The 22,077-nt window shown below is 48.8% G+C and carries 17 protein-coding genes and 1 pseudogene; 10 read left to right on the top strand and 8 right to left on the bottom strand.

Going from position 1 to position 22,077, the window contains the following annotated elements; all coding sequences use genetic code 11:
* Window positions 1-275 precede the first annotated feature (275 nt).
* Both H70357_RS24750 and H70357_RS24745 read left to right on the top strand, forming a co-directional pair.
* Window positions 276-587, top strand: a complete 312-nt coding sequence (locus H70357_RS24750; RefSeq protein ID WP_038595125.1) for a hypothetical protein — start codon at window positions 276-278, stop codon at window positions 585-587.
* Between the two features lie 216 nt (window positions 588-803).
* On the top strand, window positions 804-1,235 hold the full coding sequence (locus H70357_RS24745) for a hypothetical protein (RefSeq protein ID WP_038595122.1): 432 nt from the start codon (window positions 804-806) through the stop codon (window positions 1,233-1,235).
* Window positions 1,236-1,372: 137 nt separating this feature from the next.
* Here the strand turns inward: H70357_RS24745 and H70357_RS24740 are convergent, their stop codons facing one another.
* The 3 genes from H70357_RS24740 to H70357_RS24730 form a co-directional block, all read right to left on the bottom strand.
* Window positions 1,373-2,938 carry a cellulose binding domain-containing protein gene (locus tag H70357_RS24740; protein WP_038595120.1) on the bottom strand — a complete coding sequence of 522 codons (1,566 nt, stop codon included), beginning with the start codon at window positions 2,936-2,938 and terminating at the stop codon, window positions 1,373-1,375.
* Between the two features lie 183 nt (window positions 2,939-3,121).
* Entirely contained in the window at window positions 3,122-3,559 is a 438-nt protein-coding gene (locus tag H70357_RS24735; RefSeq protein WP_038595118.1) for a flavodoxin domain-containing protein, read from the bottom strand.
* A 182-nt stretch (window positions 3,560-3,741) separates the two neighbouring features.
* Entirely contained in the window at window positions 3,742-4,578 is an 837-nt protein-coding gene (locus tag H70357_RS24730) for an AraC family transcriptional regulator (RefSeq protein WP_052092233.1), read from the bottom strand.
* A gap of 164 nt (window positions 4,579-4,742) precedes the next feature.
* On the opposite strand from H70357_RS24730, the gene H70357_RS24725 reads away from it, so the two are divergent.
* The 3 genes from H70357_RS24725 (at window position 4,743) to fabZ (ending at window position 8,334) form a co-directional block, all read left to right on the top strand.
* Window positions 4,743-6,584: a heparinase II/III family protein gene (locus H70357_RS24725; RefSeq protein ID WP_038595115.1), complete on the top strand. Its 1,842-nt coding sequence runs from the start codon at window positions 4,743-4,745 to the stop codon at window positions 6,582-6,584.
* A gap of 59 nt (window positions 6,585-6,643) precedes the next feature.
* A complete protein-coding gene (locus H70357_RS24720; protein ID WP_038595114.1) occupies window positions 6,644-7,786 on the top strand; it encodes a glycoside hydrolase family 88 protein in 1,143 nt (380 codons plus the stop codon).
* A 119-nt stretch (window positions 7,787-7,905) separates the two neighbouring features.
* Window positions 7,906-8,334, top strand: a complete 429-nt coding sequence (fabZ, locus tag H70357_RS24715) for a 3-hydroxyacyl-ACP dehydratase FabZ (protein ID WP_038595112.1) — start codon at window positions 7,906-7,908, stop codon at window positions 8,332-8,334.
* Window positions 8,335-8,484: 150 nt separating this feature from the next.
* Here the strand turns inward: fabZ and H70357_RS24710 are convergent, their stop codons facing one another.
* Window positions 8,485-10,113, bottom strand: coding sequence for a response regulator transcription factor (locus H70357_RS24710; RefSeq protein ID WP_038595110.1), 1,629 nt, complete (start codon window positions 10,111-10,113; stop codon window positions 8,485-8,487).
* Window positions 10,110-11,864 (bottom strand): sensor histidine kinase, encoded by a 1,755-nt coding sequence (locus H70357_RS24705; protein WP_038595107.1) that lies wholly within the window; start codon window positions 11,862-11,864, stop codon window positions 10,110-10,112. The genes H70357_RS24710 and H70357_RS24705 overlap by 4 nt, the downstream gene beginning before the upstream one ends.
* A 317-nt stretch (window positions 11,865-12,181) precedes the next feature.
* Between H70357_RS24705 and H70357_RS24700 the strand changes: the two genes are divergently transcribed.
* From H70357_RS24700 to H70357_RS36970, 5 genes and pseudogenes are all read left to right on the top strand, one after another.
* Entirely contained in the window at window positions 12,182-13,789 is a 1,608-nt protein-coding gene (locus tag H70357_RS24700; protein WP_038600383.1) for an extracellular solute-binding protein, read from the top strand.
* A gap of 111 nt (window positions 13,790-13,900) precedes the next feature.
* Window positions 13,901-14,362 (top strand): LacI family DNA-binding transcriptional regulator, encoded by a 462-nt coding sequence (locus tag H70357_RS24695; RefSeq protein ID WP_052092232.1) that lies wholly within the window; start codon window positions 13,901-13,903, stop codon window positions 14,360-14,362.
* A 440-nt stretch (window positions 14,363-14,802) separates the two neighbouring features.
* The gene (locus tag H70357_RS24690; RefSeq protein ID WP_038595106.1) at window positions 14,803-15,726 is read left to right on the top strand and encodes an ABC transporter permease; all 924 of its coding nucleotides are present in this window, start codon (window positions 14,803-14,805) and stop codon (window positions 15,724-15,726) included.
* 17 nt (window positions 15,727-15,743) lie between these two features.
* Window positions 15,744-16,667, top strand: coding sequence for a carbohydrate ABC transporter permease (locus tag H70357_RS24685; protein WP_081965908.1), 924 nt, complete (start codon window positions 15,744-15,746; stop codon window positions 16,665-16,667).
* Between the two features lie 13 nt (window positions 16,668-16,680).
* Window positions 16,681-16,815: pseudogene (locus H70357_RS36970) on the top strand (hypothetical protein); the annotation flags it as partial.
* Here the strand turns inward: H70357_RS36970 and H70357_RS24680 are convergent.
* From H70357_RS24680 to H70357_RS24670, 3 genes are all read right to left on the bottom strand, one after another.
* The gene (locus tag H70357_RS24680) at window positions 16,792-17,418 is read right to left on the bottom strand and encodes a response regulator transcription factor (RefSeq protein ID WP_038595104.1); all 627 of its coding nucleotides are present in this window, start codon (window positions 17,416-17,418) and stop codon (window positions 16,792-16,794) included. The pseudogene H70357_RS36970 and the gene H70357_RS24680 sit on opposite strands and share 24 nt — an antisense overlap.
* Window positions 17,411-19,735 carry an ATP-binding protein gene (locus H70357_RS24675; RefSeq protein WP_038595103.1) on the bottom strand — a complete coding sequence of 775 codons (2,325 nt, stop codon included), beginning with the start codon at window positions 19,733-19,735 and terminating at the stop codon, window positions 17,411-17,413. Before H70357_RS24675 ends, H70357_RS24680 begins: the two co-directional genes overlap by 8 nt.
* Before the next feature lie 88 nt (window positions 19,736-19,823).
* Complete coding sequence (locus H70357_RS24670; protein WP_038595101.1) at window positions 19,824-21,782, bottom strand: serine hydrolase domain-containing protein; 1,959 nt, start codon at window positions 21,780-21,782, stop codon at window positions 19,824-19,826.
* Window positions 21,783-22,077 lie beyond the last annotated feature (295 nt).

The following is a 22,077-nucleotide window of genomic DNA, read 5'->3' as shown; positions in this document are numbered from 1 at the left end:
CTGATAGGCGAGACGCTTTATCTTGCCTGTTGGCTAACCACTTGTTACATCGTCACCAACTTTAAATATATCAATTTCCACAGCATTCGTCGTGGCCCTTTTCGGTGTAATGAGGATATTTGTACTTCGGATGATCATTCTATTAATGTTTGTTAATTTAAACATTAGAACTTCTGAAATTCTTGACAATTAGTTCCTTGTGGGTTAGTATTAAGAAGCTTCTGAATGCTAGAAGGAAAGCAAAATATACGAAGGTAGGAGAGGTGCTGTTTATTATGAAATACGATGGAAGTCAGGCTGGCACAACAGCGGTGTCCAAGATTCAGATGTATCTCACAGGAAAGCCGTTTAACCGGAATGAGGCTACACAGATAATAGAAGGCCTCAAAAGCTACAATAGGAACCGCAAGTATGGGGAAGAACTTACTGGATCATGTGAGGAAATTTTCAGCTATTTTAAATTCAAAACAAAAAACAGATTTACAGACGAGTTAGCATATGACAACTTCTTTAAGAAAAATGGGATTACCGATTATGCAACGCTTGAGATTCAAGCAGAAGACTACTACGAACGCTATAAGCTTTAAGAATAATAATCACTTTATCCCCGGCCTACGTATGAAAACCTTGAGAAATCAAGGTTTATTTTTTATAGAGAACTATAGAATGTAAGCTTAATTTTTGTTTTTTGATTGAAACTTCTAAAGTTCAGAAGTTTTTTTGATTGTATGCATACTTTTTTACTTGTATACTTAAAGCGAATATAGGATTGTGAAATTTATAAAGAGTAGGAGTTGATCAGAATGAGTGGAGAACAATTTAGCTCAAACGCTGAGGAAATCAGATATTATATTAAACAATTGCTTCAAGATGGTGCGATACATGGCATTGAAGAAATGCGAAGTTATGTTGAACGGCATTCTTCCAACGGTGCGAATTTTACTACTGGTATGTATACAGGGGCAATACGCGATCTTGTGCGTAATAGCGGGGGGCATTATGCCAATCCGGTTCGGGGCGGCTATCAATTGGTTCAAGAGCCGATCGTGAAGTCGGCAGGCTCCGAGTTGCGTCAAAATGTGCTTACCGTGATCGATAATACATGTGAATCTCTAACAGAAGCATGCACGATTAATATAATTGGACTTTCGCAGGCGGAATTAGCTGTCGCGAATAAGGTAGCTGATCTAATAGCCTATTTGAAATCAGCCGCTGATGAAATTCGGCAGGAATAATAAATCTTTAATAAGTTTGCAGTCCAACTAACAATAGAAAAGCGGCGGTCCTTTGGTCCCTGCCCGTCTTACAGGCAAAGGCCGAATGGGCCACCGCTATAGGATTACTTTCAGTAATGGGGATAGAAAGTCACATTTTAAGGCCGAATGCCGGATATGAGGATGCCGTTCTTGTGCAGGGTAACATGATCCCATGTGCTGAAATCCACTTTGCTTGGGTCAAAGGAGTAGTCATTGGCTTCGTTGAAATTGCTCCAGTCGCTTTTATGCAGGCGCAGCTGGATATCTCCGGTCTGTCCCCCGGCAGGAAGACTGCCCGCGTTTGAACCAAAGGTGAGCTCCACATAGGAATCAGCGGAAGTGCCGCTGAAGTTGCCGAATGCGGTAGTGATGTTGGCTGCACCGATTTGTGCCCAATCAATAACGGCATTCAGCGATTGTGTCCCATCCTTGGTGAAGTAATAACGTATTTGTAAGTCACTTAAGCTGACTGCGGATGGCCCATTGTTCTTGATATTGAAATGGGGTTTGATCTGGTTGTCATTGATGTTCGTATCCGCAGCCCGGTAGTAGAGGGCAAGTCCTGTGGGGGCTGCAGTTGGGGTAGGTGTAGGTGCGACGGTTGCTGTTGGTGACGGCGTTGTTGGGGCTGGAGTTGGAGTGGTTCCATTGTCGGGAACAGGTACATAACCGGGCGTTGTATAGATTTTGTTCAGAATAGAGGTTGCCTGTGTGCCGTACACACTGTTCACAACGGTATTTCCCCATTCCGAGAGCGTGCCTGCCGGGCCGCTGGCCAAGTCCAGATATTCGACACCGCCGCCATTACCGTACCAGGACCAGGCCAGCCAGCCTACTCCTATTTGCTGCGAATAGCTCATGATCGTCGCTTCATCAACATCGCCGCTGGTGTGCTTGTACCCAAATTCTCCAATAATAACCGGCAGACCGAGGGCCAGAACACTGTCGATATTGCTTTTGACTGTTGTGGCTGTGCCACCGGCATACTCATACATATGAATGGAGAAAATCGTATTTTTGAGCGGATCGGAGCTAAACACTGCATTGCCGCTGTTGAAAATCGAACCTGGATATTGTCCCCAACCGGCGGAATCCACGACCAGCGTATTTCTGATTCCCGCGGCCCGGAGGGCAGGAATGGCGGATTGATAGCCGCTGGCCCAGGTAGCCGTACTCCAGGAACCAAACCATTCGTTGGCAATGTTGACGATGACCCGGTCTTCCTTGCCGATCAGCGCATCCTTTATACTAATCCAGTAATTTACGGCAGCGTTCAGATCAGAGATGTTGTCTGAACCTGTGGCATCATGCACTTCAAGCATAGCGGTCAGCTTGTACTCATCGCACAGCGCCAGAATATGCTGGACATCTGCCACACTGTCGAGGGACCATTTGTTTCCGTTCGAAAGCACGATGCGAACGACATTGGAGCCGGTGGCCGCTATGGCCGGAATGGCCGTTTCCAGGTCGTTTTTGTACCAGGTATGTGCATGGTTAATGCCTCTCATTACGAAAGGGCTATTGGTTGCATCGTACAGATTGGAACCGCTTACATAAAATCCTTTGACTGATGTACCTGCCGCTGCGGCCTGCTTCTGAGGGAGTGAGAGGGAGAGGATGAGGACGCAAGCCAGAGCCACTAGACTAATGCTGCGGAACGAAAATAATTTGCCGGATTTCATTCATAGTTCCTCCTCAAATGGATATTGAACTTGCTTCGGAAGCCAGCACTGCCGAAAGAAATGGAGAATTCAACTGAAGGGTACTCACAGAAGCATAAGTTAGGCTTGCAGCATTGATCACCTCCCATATATATCCAACATAACATAAAAAGGTTTATATGGGAATGTTTATAGATTTGTATTTTAATCTTCTTTGAACTTTTCGGAAAATGCTTTTATTCTATCTACGAAAATTCCTTTCAGCTGATCTGTGCCTTCCTTCGGCGCGGCATAGGCCTTATAACCGCCAAAGGATTCAATGCAGACCGCTGCTTTTTTTAGTTCCTCAGGAAAATTCGCCTCGATGATTTCTTCAGTTTTTTTTGGCTTTTCGTTGCAAATGTAGTAACCCACACGCTTTTTCAGCAGTTCGGTTTGATTTTTTTTGATGAAATCGCGGATCGGTTTATACAGCTTTCCGTCTCTTACTCCAGCTCCAAGAATAACGCTATCAAATTCCTCCAGGTTTGGTTTCCCGGAATCAATATTGCAAAGCGTACAGTGAGAAAGCTCTTCCGATAGGATTTTGGCACATTGCTCTGTGGCTCCTGATTTTGTAGCGTATAAAACGACTAATGACATTGGTCCGCACCCTTTCAGATAAATATGTTGGATAGACGAGAAGGTTATTTAACGATTATCTAGATTATCAAGATATATTAATTCTAAGTATTGATCGAAACTTTGTCAAGCAAGGTGCGGGGTGTATGGTGAAGTGGACTTGCTCTGCTGCTGCAAAGACACCGGCTAGATGGGCCGGTTTCTCAGGTGCTTTTGCTATATTTTCCGGGAGAAACTCCGGCAATATTTTTAAAGGTGCGGATGAAATTGGCATAATCATTAAAACCGGCCAGGTAGCAGGTCTCGGATACTGATTTTCCTCCAGCCAGCAGCTGCTTGGCCAGAGCTATTTTTTTTAGCAGTACATAGCGGTAAAGGGTGCCCCCGGTTTGTTGTTTGAACAGGTGGCTTAAATAGTATTTATCAACAGCCAGCTCACTGGAAACCTGCTCCAGCGAAAGGCCGGTGTGCAGATGGTTGTCGATATAATGGATTGCCGATTCGATCAAGGCGGAAATAATGCTGGGAACCGGGGAATGTGACTTGTTATAGAGACCATTGATGAATACCAGCAACTGCACAAGATAGGTCAGGGCGAGCACATCGCTGCCATACTGCGGGTGGTTTAACGCATCAATCAGCCGGGAAGCCAGCCGCATATATTCATTCAATTGAGGTTCGTCCATATGGGAAATGTTCTGCTTGCCCGGTTGATGGTTTTGGAAGCAGGCCAGGAGATTTGTCTCCGCGGTACAGAAGGGATACACCAGCTCTGCTTTGAAATGGATGGTTACCCGCTCATAGGGCCCCGGTGACAAATTGATGATTTTATGGATTTCTTGATTATTGAATACCAGCACAGACCCTCTTTGCAGCGGATAGCAATACTGGTCCACGAAGCCGTTCACTGTTCCGTTCAGAAAGAGGAAAATTTCATAATGGTCATGAATGTGAAAATCTTTTGTAGGCGATAAGGGTGAATTTCCGATTCCCGCCAACAAAGGCGCGGCAATTTTCTCATAATACTGGGAATGTTTCATAAGTTTAACGGCCTCCACATATAGCAATATTCGCAAGAAATCAAACATTAATCGCAAAGAACTTGCATTACTATAAAGGTAAACTAGGAGGGGAAATAACTCAATACAGCAAACAGTATTCGGTTGGTTGATATGAAGGGATGGACTGATCAGGAGGGTTAATAATGCTCGAAATCAAGGAAATAAAACAAATGCTGCTGCGCACGGAATCGTCCAAGCTGTATCTGGCTGATTATCCGGAGATGCTGAGGCAGAAGGTGCTCGGTTCGCCGGCCTTGCAGCCCATGCTGGCAGAGATCCGGGCGGAGGCTGAAGCGCTGCTGGCAACAGCGATTCCAGAGCTTTCTTACACATTATTTCGGATTTATTTCGAAAGAGGCACCCGGATGGAGTATGAGACGGCCTATTTCAATAGGAGAAACCGGCTGAGAACCTTTGGGCTGCTGGCATGGCTGGAGCCGGATAACCTAGTGCTCCGTGATGCGCTATGCGATACCTTATGGGCAGTCTGCGACGAGTATACCTGGTGCGTTCCGGCACATCTCGCCGGTGAGGCGGAGAATGATCCCGCGCTTCCCGAAGGTTCGATTGCAGCGGGCAAGGAGGTTCCGGCAGCCACAATAGATCTATTCTCGGCGGAAACCGCTTTTGCGCTTGCAGAATTACTGCATCTGCACGGGGATAATCTGCCGCAATTAGTGCGTAAACGGGTCATCTCCGAGGTGCTTCACCGTGTGCTGATTCCATTCACCGAGCGCAGCTTTTTTTGGGAAGAATCCAAGCATAATTGGGCGGCCGTCTGCGCAGGTTCTGTCGGAGCCGCAGCATTGTATATCCTGGACAATGCTGAGGATACGGCGGTCGTGCTGGCCCGTGTACTTCCCGCGATGGACAGCTTTCTGTCAGGCTATCCTGCTGATGGCGCGTGCACGGAGGGGTATGGTTATTGGCAATACGGATTCGGATTTTATGTTTATTTTGCGGATCTGCTGAAGACGCGGACCGGTGGAGCACTCGATTTGCTGGCAGAACCTAAAATCCGGCAAATTGCCATGTTTCAGCAAAAAGCATTTCTTGATGGGTGCCATACCGTGAGCTTCTCCGATACCCGGACAGTGGCAGGCGTGTTTATGGGCTTGTCCCACTATCTGCATGCCCGGTTTGAAGAGGTTGACATACCGTCGCGCAGTTATGAGGCCGCTTACATGGAGGATCATTGCTATCGCTGGGCTTCGTCGTTACGCAATCTGATCTGGCAGCATGGGGAAACGGAGGGACAGCCCTGGAGGCCGGCTCCCTACTACCTGCCGGAAGCGCAGTGGCTAATTTCCCGGCATGAATCGCAGGGACGGCGGTTTGTATTTGCCGCCAAGGGCGGGCACAACGATGAGCCGCATAATCATAACGATGTCGGTAATTTCATCCTTTTTGCCGAGGGGACGACACTGTTAGCAGATATGGGGTCCGGGCAATATACCAGCGGATATTTCGGCCCGGAACGCTACAATATTCTGTGCAATGCAAGTTTCGGACACTCTGTTCCTATCATCAACGGAATGGCCCAGTCGCCGGGCGGGCAGCACCGTGCAGCCGATGTTCAGATGGAGAGCGGGGAGCAGACGGAAACCTTCTCGCTTGACCTGGCCCAGGTCTATGCGGATAACAGTTTGCTGCGGCTGAAACGCCGGTTCACATGGACCAAAACAAGTCAGCCTGTACTTATGCTGGAAGACAGCTACCAGTTTGCCTCTCCGCCTCAATCTGTTACGGAAAGATTTATTACCCCGCTGAAGCCGCGGGTTGAAGAAGACGCAGTCATCCTGTCTTCGGATCAAGCTGCGTTAAGGATTGTCTTTGACAATAAGCTGCTGGCCCCGGAAATCCAGGAATTGCAGCATAAAGCTCATCGTGGACGCCTGGTAACCTTTTATGCCCTTGATTTTGCGGTCATCCGCATGGAGCAGAACATGAAGCTGTCACTGCGCTTTGAGTTGTCCGGAGGATAACGTCCGCTCTCTTAAGAGCAGCAAGAATACCTACTAAGAAATAGGGAGAGGATCAGAAGATGGAATATCATTTGACAACCGATGACCGGCAATGGCTGGAGGGAATATGGGGAAGTATCCGCAAAAAAATGGCTGTGGAATGTGAAAGAATCGGCACAGACATTCCATTCGAAGCCGAGAACGGGAAATATATAGATATGGGCAAGCAGGACATTTACTGGTGGACCAACGGCTTCTGGCCGGGAATGTTATGGCAAATGTATCATGCCACCGGAGAAGAGCTTTACCGGACCACTGCGGAAGGCGTGGAAGCCCGGCTGGACGAGGCTCTGGAAGGCTTCAAGGGATTGCATCATGATGTAGGTTTCATGTGGCTTCATTCCGCCGTGGCGAACTACCGGATCACCGGGAATGAAAAGTCGAAAATCCGCGGATTGCACGCCGCGTCGCTGCTGGCTGGCCGTTACAACCCGCTGGGACAATTTATCCGTGCCTGGAATTCTCATTCCGGGAATGATTGTACAGGCTGGATTATTATTGACTGCATGATGAATATTCCGCTGCTCTATTGGGCCTCCAAGGAAGTCAATGACCCCAGATTTAAAGCGGTTGCCATCCATCATGCGGACACTGTGCTGAAGACAACAATCCGTGGTGACGGTTCTTCGAATCATATTGTCATGTTGGACCCCGAGAACGGGGAGTTTATCGATAATCCCGGAGGTCAGGGGTTTGACAGCGGTTCTTCGTGGAGCAGAGGCCAGGCATGGGCGGTCTACGGGATGGCTCTGAGCTATAAACACACTGGAAAAACGGAATATCTCGATGCAGCAAAGCAGGTAGCCCATTATTTTATCGCAAATGTTGCTGAGACCGGCTACATCCCGCTCGTGGATTTCCGTGCTCCGGCGGAACCGGTATGTTACGACACTACTGCCGGGGTATGTGCGGCTTGCGGTCTGCTTGAGATTGCCGGGCATGTCAGCGAATACGAGAAACCGCTGTATATCCGCTCCGCCATCAAGATTCTGCAGGCGACCGAGCGTAAATACTGCAATTGGAATCCTGAAGAGGATTCGATTGTCAGCGGTGGTACGGGAGCATATCACAGTGAAATCAAAGAAATTCCGATTATTTACGGAGACTATTTCTTCATTGAAGCTGTGTTGAGATTGCTGGATAAAGATATTTTCATCTGGTAGAGCTGGGCTTCAGCCTATAACTTTTATAAAAATGGGAAGCAGTGAGAGTTTAACTCGCTGCTTCCTCTTTTTTATAATGTGGTAAAATGGTAATGATTTGAACCGGAAGGAGTCGTTCTATGTTTGATATTAAGAGAATCAAGGAGCTAATCCCGCACCGATATCCATTTCTGTTGGTCGATAGAGTCATCGAGCTTGAAGAGGGGAAACGAGCGGTAGCGATTAAAAATGTGACGGTTAATGAGCCGTTCTTCACGGGACATTTTCCCGAGTACCCGGTTATGCCGGGGGTGCTCATCGTTGAGGCCTTGGCACAGACCAGTGGCATTGCCATGTCCAGTTCAGAGGAAGACAGCAATAGAATTGGACTATTGACGGGCATCGACAATTGCCGTTTCAAACGTCAAGTAAAGCCGGGGGACCAATTGCGGCTCGAATTCGAAGTTACCCGGGTGAAGGGACAGATTGTCAAAGGCAACGGAACCGCCACCGTCGACGGAGAACTGGTCTGCCAGGCGGAGATCATGTTTGCCTTCAGCAGCAAATAATTGTGAGTGATGCAGTCTCGCCAGAATAAATCGCTCCTTATTGAAGTGGTTGGGTGGTACCTCCATTTTACTAAAAGGGCGATTTTTTTTGTTTTTTTTATAAGAAATTAGCAACAATTCCCGCTTAAACAATAGACACCCCCGCTTCGCCTATACTTTGTAATTATGCAGTGCTGGCGGCGCCTGCTGTTCCTTTTTATATTCGTTGGGTGAGAGGCCGACCTCTTGTTTGAACAGCTTGGAGAAATAGGAGTAGTTGTTGTACCCTGTTTTATTGGCAATGGTATAGACGGACATATGGGTCGTTTCCAGCAGGTGCTTGGCGGCTGCGATCCGGACTTGAATGACATAGCTGCCGAGGGAGACGCCGGTCTCTCTCTTGAACAGCCGGGCCAGATAATCCGGATTGAGATAGACGATTTCCGCCAAGTCATTGCGCGTCAGATCATCCCCGTAATGCTTATGGATATGCTCCTTGATCTCTTCGGCAATGGAAGTGGGCTGTGCGGCAAAGTCGCGGTATTCCATGGCGGTGTTGACCAGATACTTCAGATATTCCTCCATATCCTCAATGGAGCTCAGCGAATGCATCAGCAGCTGATCATTGGTTTTGCCGGTATACAATTTATGCGCCTGTATCCCCTTCAGCTTCAAGAAGGAATACACAAGCTGCACAATATCCAGCCGGAACAAGCCCAGGACAGAGGTGTCGATAGCTTTGTTGCTCAGCATATGGTTCAGATGCGAGATGGATTCTCCAAGAAAATCGGCAAGCTTGTTCTGATTAAGCAGCTCCTCCAGATGTGCCAGATCCGGCGGAAGGTAGAGTGGTTTATTTTGCCGGGAGTACTCTTCCACGGAGAAGGTCTGGTTGCGGCATTTGGTCAGCTCTTCATCCATATTCAGCAGTTGTTTGAGAATAACACCGACCTTATTCAGTGTGCCAGGCAGGCCGATATTGCAGCAGACATCGCATTTTAAGTAGGGATTGGCTTTTTGGATAAAAGAGGCACTGAACGCTCTGAGCACCCCGGCGTCCTCCGGCGGGTCGTTCCATTTTAATATGGCGATCCAGTTATAGTCTTTAACTTCCAGGATGCTTTCTATGGAGAAGCCCGGATGGTTCAGCAGTTCGTACAGCACATTCAGCAGCGCAAAATCAAACAGGCCTTTTTCTTCTTTGCCCATGCTTCCATTGTGGGGAAATAGGTTGAACAATATGGGCTGCAGGAGATCTTCCATTTGATAGGACAGGTTCTGCTCTTCAATTGCATGGGCGATGTCCCCCGGTTTAAGCGGGAAGGAGGTGCTGCTGCTGACCAGCTTGCGCCAGAAATGCTCAAGATTTTTCGCTTGATTCTTTTGCCAGAAGTAACCGCCCCGAATCGCCTGCTCGTTGCTTTGCTGCTCCGCTGCCCGCACGACAGCTTTTTGAATGATTAGCATCAGCTTGTCAAATTCGATTGGCTTGAGAAAATACTCAAAGCTTTGCAATTCGATGGCCTTCTGCGCATAATTGAAATCAGCATAATTGGTAAGCAGGATGGCTTGAATACTGTAATTCTGCTCACGAATCCACGCCAGAAGCTCCAGTCCGCTCCCCTGCGGCATTTCGATGTCCGATATCAGAATTTGCACCGAATGCTTCTCCAGAATTTCCCGCGCTTGCGCCACGTTATTGGCCGTATACACAGTTTCGATATTCAGCATCTTCCAATCTATTTTCTTCTGCAAGGCGGCAATTACGTAATAGTCATCATCCACAAGTAATATATTCATAAGCTTCTCTCCATTCCTGATGATAGATCCGGCTGATCCGGCAGGGTCAACGTGATAACAGCGCCGCCTTCCGGCAAATTGGAGAAGCTGACGGCCGCTTTTTTAGCATAAAGGTATTCCAGGCGCTTAAGGGTGTTCATGATGCCGATATGTGTGCCTTTCGTCTGATCCAGCGGCAATCCGGAATGAAGTTTCTCCAGAACCTCCGGCGGAAAGCCCGGTCCGGTGTCAGAAATTTGGATAATAGTCAGCTCAGTGTCTTCTTCCTCGTTCACGCAACGTCTGACGGTAAGCTTAATCTGCACTTCCGAATCTCTGGAAATCGCATATTTAATGGAGTTCTCAATGAAGGTTTGCAGCACGAGCGGAGGAATCATCACGGTGCCAGCCTGTTCAGCCAGCTCGATATGATAGATAAAGGCATCCCGGTAACGTTGACGCTGAATTTCCAGATACATCCGCACATGCTCAAGTTCATTCTCCAGCGGAACAAAATTCTCGCCGTTCTGGAACAAATAACGGAAATACTTGGAGGTCGACATCGCCATATCTTCGATCTCCTGATACATTTGAATTTGCGCCATGCTGTAAATGCTGGTCAGGCAGTTAAGGAAAAAATGCGGTTTAATCTGCTGCTTCATATAGTCCAGCTGGATTTGCTGTTTCTCCAGTTCCTGCTCGTACATGGCAATTTTAAATGTTTTGATCTGCTCCACCAGGTCTTTGAACTGGTCATTTGCCTGTTCCAGCTCAATAAGCTTGCTGCTCTTCAGATCCGCCGGCTGCCCGTCTTCATTAATGCGTGCCAGATTCTCGGAGAAGCTTTGGATCGGGCCAAGTACCCTTCGTTTGAAAAAGAGCATAACGACACATATCGTTGAGGTGACTATGAAGAACAGCAGCATAATGAGCAGCTGGGCGATCATGATTTTCTCAAAGGCTCCAAATTTAATAACCATCTCAGCGCTGAACGTTGTACTCGTGAATTCACTGCTGATCGTGGTACGGGGCTGCAGCCGATTGAAAACGCCATCATTGTTCTGAAGCACTTTTCCGCTGTTGGAGACCGGGCTGGTAAGGCTGATGCCGCTCTCATCCACCAGGGATGCATAACCGTTGGCTCCCAGATTGATCTGGCGCAGCGGGCGGATCAGATGATCCGCCGAGATGAGACCGATGAGATAGCGGTTATAATAGGGAACAATGTTGATCACATAATATTTGCCGTTTACGAGGACAGGCGTCCATTTGGAATAAAACTTCTCGTACAGCTCTTTATCATCTATATAGGAAATGATCTGTTTCTTGAGCTCCCGATAGTCGGTATAGGTCACGCTGATCAGTGCGCAATTCAGAAAGTAGGACTGATTCTTTAAATAGTAGAAGAAGTTATACTCCAGTCCGTAGTTTTTCTGCAGCTCGGTGAACCGTTTATGCAGGTTTTCATTTGCTTTTAAGAACTCGATGCTGTTGATCCGGAAAGCGTTCATCGTGTTGAGGCTTTCATCATTGGCCAGTGTCCAGCCCATATAGTGATTAATGTAAGCAAAATCATGATTGATCCGGTTGATATAGAGGTCAGCGGTATCCTGCAAATACCTTGTGGACTGCTGCTTGACGATAAAAATAGAAGCGATGCTGATTGCCAAATCCAGAACAAGCACGGAGAATGAAATCAGAAGCATAACTTTCACATAATGACGAACAGGGTACAGTTTGGTTACTGCTTTACCTGAAGTTGTATTGGTCATAGTTCCCAAATCCAGTATCCTTTCCTGCGCAGCCATTTCTATGAATGCGTTTTTATAAGTAACAAAATCATTATAAAACCTTTAGTTGAAAAAAACATAAGAACAAGATGCCGTTTCGGCGCAAAGTCCGGAAAGCGCAAACAAAAGTCTGGAAACTGTTATTAAAATGAGGCCGCGGATAATTTTGCAGCTTCAATATTTTGTAAGCGGATGCAGAAGTCCGAATAAGAGGTTCAAAGTGTCCGGAATGCTGAGCGGCAAGCAGGTATGATTAGAACTGCAAAGAGGATGTATATATCGAAATGGGGGATTATGAAATGGGTGAACAGAGCAAGAAATCATCGGCAAAGAAATGGATGACCGGTCTTCTGGCAGCTGTAATGGTCATGGGACTTGCCGGCTGTGGCGGCAACAACAAGGAGAACAATACCGCGGCGACCGAAACGGGCGGGTTCAATAAAGAGGGTCTGCCGATTGTAAGCGAGCCGGTGACCCTGAAGATTCTGACTGTCCGCTGGGGCAGTATGGGCGATACTTTTACCCAGAACCAGTGGCTTAAGGATTTGGAGAAGAACACCAATGTGAAGATTGACTGGCAGGTGATGTCATCCAACGACTGGGCTGAGCAAAAATCCATTATGTTAGCAAGCGGCACCCTTCCGGATGTGGTACTGGGGGATCAGACCTTCTCCGATTCCGACATCGTCAACAACTTAAGCTACTTCCGTCCGCTGGATGATTATATTGATCAGTATATGCCTAATCTGAAAGCGGCAATGGAAGAAACGCCGGATATGAAGAAAATCAGCACTTTTCCCGACGGGAAAATCTACTCTCTGGCCACAAGACTGCCCTCGCGTCCAAAGAGCTCGCGCCAGCCTGTAATCAACAAAACCTGGCTCGACAAACTGGGTCTCGAAGTGCCGGATACCCTTGATGATTTATACAATGTATTGAAAGCATTCAAAGAGCAGGATCCGAACGGAAATGGCAAAGCGGATGAAATTCCTTATATTGAAGTGAGCAATGACCTCATCAGTCCTTTCGGGATCACCGATCTGAATACCAACAACATGCTGGTCAAGGACGGGAAAGCAGTATACTACCCTACTTCGGAAGCGTTCAAGGAAGGCCTCAAGTGGGAAAATAAACTCTACAACGAAGGCTTGCTGGATAAAGAGCTGTTTACGCAAGACGACACCATGAGATCGGCCAAATTCCAGAGCCCGGATGCTCCGGTTGTAGGCTTCTCGTACCAATGGACTCCCGATGCCGTATTTGGCAAATGGGGAGATCAGTATGAAACCATTCCGCCGATTGCCGGACCGGATGGCAAACGTTATACGATCGGCAATCCAATCGGGATGAATCTGGCGCGCAACGAGCTGCTGATCACCTCTTCCTGCAAAACACCGGAAATCGCTGCCCGCTGGGCCGACCAGTTCTACACCAATGAAGCAAGCATTCAGAATTTCTGGGGAGCTATCGGCACTGTTATTCAGAAGAATGATGATGGCACCTATACGCTCATGGACCCGCCAGCCGGAACCAGCGCGGATGCCTGGTACTGGGATCAATCGCTGCGTGATTTCGGGCCGAAATATGTAAGCCCGTCTTTTGAAAAGAACATCGTGCTGAGCAGCGAAAGCGGCGACGGCTTGAAGCTGCAGCTCGATAAGCTGGGCAGCGAATACGTAACAACGCCTTTCCCTAACGTAATGTACACTGCGGAAGAATTCCAGGAGCTGCCTACCTTGACCACCGATATTGATACCTATGTGAACACCATGCGGGCCCAATTTATCAGCAAGGGCGGAATTGATGATGGCTGGGACGCATATGTGAAGAAGCTGAATGACATGGGACTTGAGAAGCTGATCAAGATCCGTACTGAAGCTTACGAACGTTATATGAGCGTAAAATAACTCTTTTTGACTCCACGAATCCGCCCTGCGCAGCTCACTAGCGCGGGGCGCATTATATTCATGGCTCAGCAAACAAGGGATATGAAGTCCACTATCCGCAAGGAGGCAGTTTTGACAGTTACACTTAAGAAAGTGGCCCGTAGAGCCGGAGTTTCTCCTTCCACGGTCTCCCGGGTATTGTCGGGCCATCCGAATGTTAAGGAGGAGACCTCCCGCAAGGTCAAGGAGATCATGGAGGAGCTGGGCTATACCCCGAATATCATCGCACAGAACCTGGTCTTAAGAAGTACCAACAGTATCTGTGTTCTGCTGCCGAGGCCGGCCGAGAAGCTGTTCTCCTACCTGTTCTCCATGGAATGCATGAGCGGGATTGTTGCACAGGCCAGCCGTCTGGGCTTCGATATCCTCATTGCTTCAGGAGCAAATGAGCAGGAGGAGCTGGAGGTTGTATCCCGTCTCCTCAAGGGAGGGCGGGCCGACGGTGTGATTGTGCTCTCTTCCCGCAAAGAGGACGCCGTCATTCAGTTTCTCAAGTCGAATAGCTATCCGTATGTACTGTTCATATCGGAATGAAGGAGTGAGCGGAATCAGGTTGTCTATTCGATTTATGTACGCAATCACAGTGAAGAGGGAACGTTCAAAGCAGTAGAAAAGGATCTGGAACGCATCCGGGATTTAGGCGTGGATATTGCCGCGCCTGTCATACTGGAGCTTGAACAATAAGCAACACTCAACGATCCCATGGAAAACGTCCGGCACACCACCCTGTGCCGGACGTTTTTTTTGCTGGAATAGTGAAAGTCCGGAAAACAGCAGGGAAAGTCCGAATACCCTATGGCTTCCCGTTCATCCCGGAACTGTTCTGCATTCTGCCGCAGAAACGAACTCTAAAAGTCCGGTTAACGCGCCTTATATGTCCGGTAGGCGCAGAAGCAGAGGCGATATACTGAAAGCAATTAAACAGATAAACAGAATCAGGAAGCGGATGCTTACAAAATTTTAGGGGGGATTTCATGAAATCCGGTCAAGCCAGTCCGGCACGGGCATTCGGACAAATGAAACGAAATTGGGGACTGTACCTGTTACTGCTTCCCGCTGTGGTGCTTACATTATTATTCGCCTACAAACCGATGTATGGGGTGCTCATTGCTTTTAAGGATTATAGTCCGGCGATGGGTATAAGTGACAGTCCATGGGCGGGATTCAAGTATTTCGAGAAGTTTTTTAATTCCTATCAGTTTTCATCGACGATTAAGAATACATTGATCATCAGCTTGTACAGCCTGCTTACGTTTCCAATCCCGATTCTGCTGGCACTGATGGTCAATCAGATGCGGCCAAACCGGTTTAGACGTTTTTTCCAGACCGTATCCTATATGCCGCATTTTATTTCAACCGTGGTTATGGTTGGGCTGATGATGATACTGCTGTCCCCAAGCACCGGGTTTGTCGGTAATCTGTACAGTTTGTTTGGCAAAGAAGCCCCCGATCTGATGGGCTCCTCCAGCTTGTTCAGCAGTGTCTATGTCTGGTCGGATGTGTGGCAGCATGTGGGCTGGGACAGTATTATCTTTATCGCCGCGCTGTCTGCAGTAGACCCCAGTCTGTACGAGGCCGCTACTGTAGACGGTGCAAGCCGCTGGCATAAAGTCCGCTATATTGATATTCCGATGCTGATGCCGACAGCGGTTACACTGCTGATCCTGCGCGTCGGAGGGCTGTTGGGGGTTGGCTTTGAAAAGGTCTATCTCATGCAGAACGATCTGAATGCCACTTCAAGCGAAATTCTTTCAACGTATGTCTACAAAATTGGTCTGCTCAGCAGCCAATACAGCTTTTCCTCGGCGGTCAACCTGTTCAACACGGTCATTAACTTTATCTTGCTCATTATCGTCAATCAGATTTCCAAAAAACTCAGCGAAAACAGCTTGTGGTAGAAAGGAGGAACTTAGACATGGGAGTCTTGGAACCTGTAGTGAAAGAGAACATGGGAAAAATAAAAAACAACCGTTCCTCGGATACGGTTATGGAATATGTAATGTATGCCATTGCGGTGGTCTTTCTGATCATCCTGATGTACCCGCTGTATTTTATCATTATCGCTTCGTTCAGTGATCCTTCTGCGGTGGCGGGCGGACAGGTGTGGCTGTTCCCCAAAGGGTTCACCTTTGACGGTTACAGAGAGCTGCTGCGGCATGAAAACATTTGGATCGGGTACCGGAATACAGTCCTCTACACGGTGGCGGGCACAGCCATTGGGCTTGTGGTCAATATCTCGGCGGCTTATGCATTGTCCCGAAAGGATCTTGCCGGACGAAAGTTCCTGTCGCTCTTCTTCATCTTTACGATGTTTTTTAACGGCGGTCTGATTCCGACCTTTCTGACGATCCGCGATTTTCATATGTACGATACCTTCCTGGTCATGGTGCTGCCTTTTTCAGTAGGCGTTTATAACATTATTGTTGCACGTACTTTTTTCCAGACCAGCATTCCCGGAGACTTGTGGGAAGCGGCGCAGATCGACGGCTGCGGGAACCTGCGTTATTTTGCCCAAGTGGTTCTGCCGCTCTCCAAAGCTATCATTGCGGTGCTGGGATTATGGATTGCTGTCGGCTACTGGAATTCATATTTTAATGCGCTGATTTATTTGAAAAATCCGAACCTGCATCCGCTGCAGCTGATTCTCCGCAACATTCTGATCACCAATCAGATGCAGTCGGGCATGGGGACAGGCGAAGCTGCCCAAATCGCGCTGCGTTTGGCTAATATGATGCGCTATTCCGTGATCATCGTTGCCACCGTTCCAATTATGTGTGTGTATCCGTTTGTGCAGAAGTACTTTAATCAAGGGGTTATGATCGGCGCCGTGAAGGAATAGCACTTTTGGCACGGAGCTGATAGCCTGTCCGGTCACACAGCCGGTAGACAAGCAGACAGGCGTTGCTGAATTCAAGGCTTGGCTGCCGGAAGGGATCTGGGTGGATTACTTCAGAGGAAGAGTCTCAATCCTCATCCCAAAAAGTTAATAGACCACACTCAAACCCCTTCACCACAGCACCGATTCTTGTCTTCACCCCCAGCTTCTGATTGATTGCGGCCAGATGGTATTCGACAGTCCGCTGGCTTAAGGCCAGCTCTGTGGCAATTTCCTTGTTGGATTTCTCCTTCGCCAGCCAGCGCAGCACTTGTCGTTCGGTTGTTGTTAGCGCGTCTGGAGAAGCGGAAGCCCGAAGATGCTCAGGGACCAGAATATTGCCCAGCACACTTTGTTTGATCGCGTTGATAATGATGCTGTATGAGCTTTGTTTGGAGAGGTAGGCATGAACGCCGATTCGGTACGCTTTGTAGTAGAACTCTTCGTAGGTATAGCCGGATAACAGAATAATCTTCAGCACATTGCCGTAGTTCTCCTTCAACAGCCGGGCTACCTGGAAGCCGTCCATCTGTGGCAGCGAGATATCCATCAGCACTACATCCGGGCGCAGCAGCGCCGTCTCTGCGAGGAATTCTACCGGATCTGTGAAGGTCCGCAGAACTTCAAGGCCGGGCTCCTCGTCCAGACGGCTCTTAAGCCCGTCCAGCACAAGGGGGTGATCATCAAGAATATACAGAGTTATATTGTCAATCATGAGATGATGGCTCCTTATAGAGAGGTATTTTGAGAGTGACGGAAGTTCCCTGTTCCGGTACAGAGTCAATCAGAGCCGTTCCACCCAGATGCTCCATCTGTTCCCGGATCGACAGCAGTCCGAAGCGGGGGCGGCCGTCGGCAGGGGCCGTAATGGCAATATTTCCGTTGAAGCCTATGCCGTTGTCGGACACACTGCAATAGATGCTGTCACCGTCTATCCAGACACGGACCTTCAGTTCGGAAGCCATCGCATGCTTGAAAACGTTGACGACCAGCTCGCGGGCTGCCCGGAAGAGATTCGCCTTGATAAAGACAGGGAAGGCGTCCGGCAATGGAGCCTCAAACTGCAGGGTCACGTTAAGCTCCTCCAGGCGGTTCATGTCTTGCAGCAGCCAGTGCAGTGCTTCCTGCAGATTGCCTTTATCCAGAATATGCGGATATAAATGATCGCTGAGCGCCCGGATGCTGCGCTGAGAATCGGCCAGACATTTGAGCCATTTCGCATTGCGCTCCTGCTGGTATCTTCCGGTATCATGCAGCTCCTCCAGATCCCGGGACAAGAAGATCAGGTTCTGCAGCAAGTCATCATGCAGGAAATAAGAGATGCGGACCTTCTCTGCTTCTCTGGCCTCCAGCAAGCCCTGGCTATAGCTGCGGAAATCATGCACCTGGCGCTCGTAATGGTCAATCTGTTTTTGATTGTCCTCATATTCGCGCCTCAAGCGGAGCAGATGGCGGGCGTTCATAAGCATCTGAACAGCTTCGCTGCGGAATTTCTGGATGATCCGCTGTTCTTCGGCAGAGAACAAGGTCTGATTACGCTTCGGTCCAAGGCACAGGTAGCCCAGCCGCTGCTCCTCCAGTTCATGCACCAGCACGAATACGGCAGCGTATTCGCTGCCGGCGGACCATTCAGGTTCAGGGGTGTCCCGTAACGGAGCTGGACCCTTCGTCCCTTTTCCCTCGTAAATCCCTGTGTTATGTACAAGCGGCAGGGAACTGTCATCGTAATATACCAGTGTAAGACCTTCTACTTCAATCATATCCTGCAGAAGCTCAGCGAACAGCTTGAGGATATCGCGGATATTCTTGTTACCGGCCAGCTGTAGGGAGAGAAGCAGCTTCTGTTGCTCCAGCCAGTCTTTTTTGCGCTTTTCCCCATGCTGCAGCCGCCGCAGCAGCAGACGATAGCCGCCGGTCAATAGCGCCAGCAGAATGAACAATAACACCGCGTATCCTATCGAACCCCAGACGGTTGTCAATAGAAATAGCACTAGTGTCAGGCTGAAGTACAGGCTGTGCGCGGCCAATCTGGGAATATAGAATCTCATGTCCAGAACCTGCCGCTGGACGAGCAGATAAGTGAACGTTGCAGAAATCGGCACCAGACCAACCAATGCATATTCTGCCGTGATCCAATACCGTTCCCATAACAGATAGGGCAGGGCATACAGCCATACATAAGGAAGCAGACTTACGGTTATTCCTGTAAACAGGATGTAGAGCTGATTTTTCTCAATCCGGTCGAATTTGCTCCAGTGCCAGACCGTTATGGCAGCCATCAGCAGCAGTGTGGCAAGCAAGGCCATATTCAGAACACTGGTTACCCAGTCATATACATGACGCTGCAGCATGAAGCCTAGAGCAAAGACCGAGAACATCAGCGAGTAGACCTGATAACCCCGCAGCAAGGCACGGAATTTTGAATAAATAGGACGGAAGGCAAACAGCAGATAGAAGGAAATTATCACATAAGGCATCCAGATTGCACAAAAAGTGAACAGGTAGCCGGAGAGCACAAGCTCATCCGAGAACAGCGCCACTATGACGAATGCAAACAACAGATTCATCAGCAGAAATCTGCGGATCAGCAGCGATTCAGGATTCTTGCTCAGGGCATAAGTGCCTACACCCACCAGAAGGATTTCCATGACGAAGGCAAAGCCATTCTCCAGTTTGTCTTTACTGCCAGCTTTAAGCTGAATGGTATACGGCTGCCCTTCCTTGCTTTTAACCTTCAGACTATGGGTTCCAGTAAGCATTTGCCTTCTGTCAATGATAAATACTTCCGGTTCCGGCTCCCCATCGAAAGCGAGAATACGATCACCTGGTTTGAGGTTTGTTCTCGAACCAGGGCTGTCCCTATCGATTCTGGAGATCATCCATCCGCCGCTGGAATCCGGTTCCACGCTGATGCCTGAGTAGGGATTGGTGAATAATTGAATCTGTATATAGGTTGTGGCGAGCACTACAAGCCCCATGAAGATGTAGATGATCCTACGGCTGACACGGGGGCGTTGAAAAAAGCTGAACATGGTTCACAATCCTTTATCACTCTTTTTCTTAAAAGTATATGATAAAACAGGCGATTCGTCTCGAATCGCCTGTTCGGCTGCCCTGTTGTTACAGCAGGTTCTGCAGCAGCCGGTAGATTAAAGCTGCAGCCTCCTGATTCAGCATTGGATCCTGTGCCCTGTAATTTACTTTCCCGTCTGACAATTCTGCGTCAGGACCATAAAGGCCGCGGCCAACCACATACTGGACACCTTCGGCGGCCCAGTCCGAGAAGGGCTTCTGCACAGCAGCCTTCACCGGGGCAGCTCCCAGTCCAATATGGGCAATCCGCCAGACAAAGGTTGCAGCCTGTTCACGTGTTAGAGGCAGGTCGGGGCCGAAATAACTGCCCGGCAGTCCTTGAACGACACCGTAATCAAGCGCAGTCTGAATGGCGGTCTCATATGGGCTGCCCTTGGTGTCTTTGAATGCGCTGGGCCGGGTCGAAGACTGAAATCCGGCAAGAGGGATCAACTGGGCAATGAATTGTCCGCGTGTAACTGGGCGATCCGGCTGGAAGGATCCAGTGCTTTCAGGAATGGCGCCTAACTGAACAAGATTATAGATGTATTTGGCATAGGGATGATCAGAGCCCACATCGCTGAAGTGCTGGGGCTCAGGCAGCTTTTCAAGCCAGCTGTCGGGCTGGTTGTAATAGAAGTACAGCACCTTGCCGTCGGCATCCAGCTTGAAGCCGGCCGGCTTGTCTTCTTCATCATAAAACAGCAGCTCCTCATTCTGCCGCAGCTTATGCTCTCCGAACACATCCTTAACCAGCAGTGCGCCGTCTATTGCGGTGATCTCCGAAGTTAAGGCTGGTGTTCGCAGATGGCGGTACAAGCCTGCGAAACGCTGAAGCTGCTCTTGGGTAGCTGCAGGCTCAATGGAAGCGGGGGCCTTGCTTGCCTTAGGGAAATAACGGCTCATGAACTGATGGAACAGGGGCTGGCGCAGATTGCCTTTATCGCTGTTCAATGCGAGGAAGATTCCCGTGTTCTGCTCAGGCAGCAGCCAAAGATTAGAATGGAAGCCGGATAAATCGCCGCCCTTCTCAGCAACTTTATATCCGTTGTAGTCCTGCGAGTAGGTAGACTCGAAGGCATAACCGTTTCCTGGAACCTTAGGGTGGATCGCTACGCTGCTGTGCTCCATGGCCTGTATGGATTCTGGTTGAAGAATCCGGTTCTCCCCCTTCTTCCCGCTGTTCAGCATCGCAAGCATGAACTGGGCCATATCCTTCCCGGTAGAAGTCATGCCGCCTTCAGGAGCGCTAACCGGGTCGTTGGGAATCTGCTCGGTCGGCTGCAGCTGGTTATCATATGGGGTGGCCATCCGCTTGATCACCTTATCATCGAAAATGAAGCTGGTGTTGCTCATCCCAAGTGGCTTGAATAGCTTTTCGGCCATGTAATTCTCAAAGGGCATCCGGGAGACTTGTTGAATGATGTAACCTTGCAGGGTGAAGCCGAAGTTGTCGTAGCGGTAGACCTCACCCGGCTTGCGGACGATTGTAGGCATCTTCTCCTTCACGAATTTCTCCAGTGTGGAAGGGGTTCCGGATTCAAGGACATCTCCGTTGTCGAAACCGGTAGTATGGGTCATCAGATGTTTGAGGGTAAGCGGTAATCCGCTTGTGTTGTTAATGTGCAGACCCGGCAGATACCTCTGCACGTCTGTGTCCAGATCAACCTTGCCTGATTCGCTCAGCTGCATCACGCCAGCTGCAGTAAACAGCTTGGATACGGAAGCCAGACGAAACAAGGTCTTCTCCGCATCAACCGGCTGTTTGGCAGCAACATTGGCATACCCATAGCCCTGGTTCAGCAGAATCTTTCCATCCTTAACGATGACTAGAACAGCTCCAGCCAGCTGCTCCTGTATCTCTTGCTGCTTAAAAAAATCAGCGCCAAACCGCTTCGCATCCTCCATGTTGAGCGTAACCGCAGAGGGGGAGCCTTGCGGACCGGCGGCAAAGGCAGAGAGGGGGAACATCAAGAAGGCCATAACAACAAGCATAATTTTTCTCATAAATGTGCTCCTTTAATCAGGTTGAGCCCTTATCCTATCATAATTGCATCAGCCTGAAATCCGTAGAAGCGGGCAGCGGGCGCGGACAAGCCGCATGATTTTTGCGGGATCACGCAAAGGGGAGGCTGGAAGGCTGCGCCTGATTTGGCATAGCCGAAGTTTTTACAAACACAAATAAGAAACCTGCTAATAATCTCAGCATGTAATAATCTGGAATACTTCGCAAATGTGCTACATAACAGAAAACAGCAGCTTGCAATTCGAATGAATAAAGGCTATTATAGACTAATAAAGT

This window comes from Paenibacillus sp. FSL H7-0357 (assembly GCF_000758525.1).
In the GTDB taxonomy this organism is placed as follows: domain Bacteria; phylum Bacillota; class Bacilli; order Paenibacillales; family Paenibacillaceae; genus Paenibacillus_AQ.
Note: the sequence above shows the minus strand (reverse complement) of the source record. Positions and strands in the feature narration are given on the sequence as shown.

Bases quoted from the DNA above. Each gene is read 5' to 3' on its own strand.
- H70357_RS24740 (WP_038595120.1), bottom strand. From the start codon at position 2,938: ATGAAATCCGGCAAATTATTTTCGTTCCGCAGCATTAGTCTAGTGGCT.
- H70357_RS24705 (WP_038595107.1), bottom strand. From the start codon at position 11,864: ATGACCAATACAACTTCAGGTAAAGCAGTAACCAAACTGTACCCTGTT.
- H70357_RS24670 (WP_038595101.1), bottom strand. From the start codon at position 21,782: ATGAGAAAAATTATGCTTGTTGTTATGGCCTTCTTGATGTTCCCCCTC.
- H70357_RS24745 (WP_038595122.1), top strand. From the start codon at position 804: ATGAGTGGAGAACAATTTAGCTCAAACGCTGAGGAAATCAGATATTAT.
- H70357_RS24690 (WP_038595106.1), top strand. From the start codon at position 14,803: ATGAAATCCGGTCAAGCCAGTCCGGCACGGGCATTCGGACAAATGAAA.
- H70357_RS24700 (WP_038600383.1), top strand. From the start codon at position 12,182: ATGGGTGAACAGAGCAAGAAATCATCGGCAAAGAAATGGATGACCGGT.
- H70357_RS24725 (WP_038595115.1), top strand. From the start codon at position 4,743: ATGCTCGAAATCAAGGAAATAAAACAAATGCTGCTGCGCACGGAATCG.
- H70357_RS24710 (WP_038595110.1), bottom strand. From the start codon at position 10,113: ATGAATATATTACTTGTGGATGATGACTATTACGTAATTGCCGCCTTG.
- H70357_RS24735 (WP_038595118.1), bottom strand. From the start codon at position 3,559: ATGTCATTAGTCGTTTTATACGCTACAAAATCAGGAGCCACAGAGCAA.
- H70357_RS24730 (WP_052092233.1), bottom strand. From the start codon at position 4,578: ATGAAACATTCCCAGTATTATGAGAAAATTGCCGCGCCTTTGTTGGCG.
- H70357_RS24685 (WP_081965908.1), top strand. From the start codon at position 15,744: ATGGGAGTCTTGGAACCTGTAGTGAAAGAGAACATGGGAAAAATAAAA.
- fabZ (WP_038595112.1), top strand. From the start codon at position 7,906: ATGTTTGATATTAAGAGAATCAAGGAGCTAATCCCGCACCGATATCCA.
- H70357_RS24750 (WP_038595125.1), top strand. From the start codon at position 276: ATGAAATACGATGGAAGTCAGGCTGGCACAACAGCGGTGTCCAAGATT.
- H70357_RS24680 (WP_038595104.1), bottom strand. From the start codon at position 17,418: ATGATTGACAATATAACTCTGTATATTCTTGATGATCACCCCCTTGTG.
- H70357_RS24675 (WP_038595103.1), bottom strand. From the start codon at position 19,735: ATGTTCAGCTTTTTTCAACGCCCCCGTGTCAGCCGTAGGATCATCTAC.
- H70357_RS24720 (WP_038595114.1), top strand. From the start codon at position 6,644: ATGGAATATCATTTGACAACCGATGACCGGCAATGGCTGGAGGGAATA.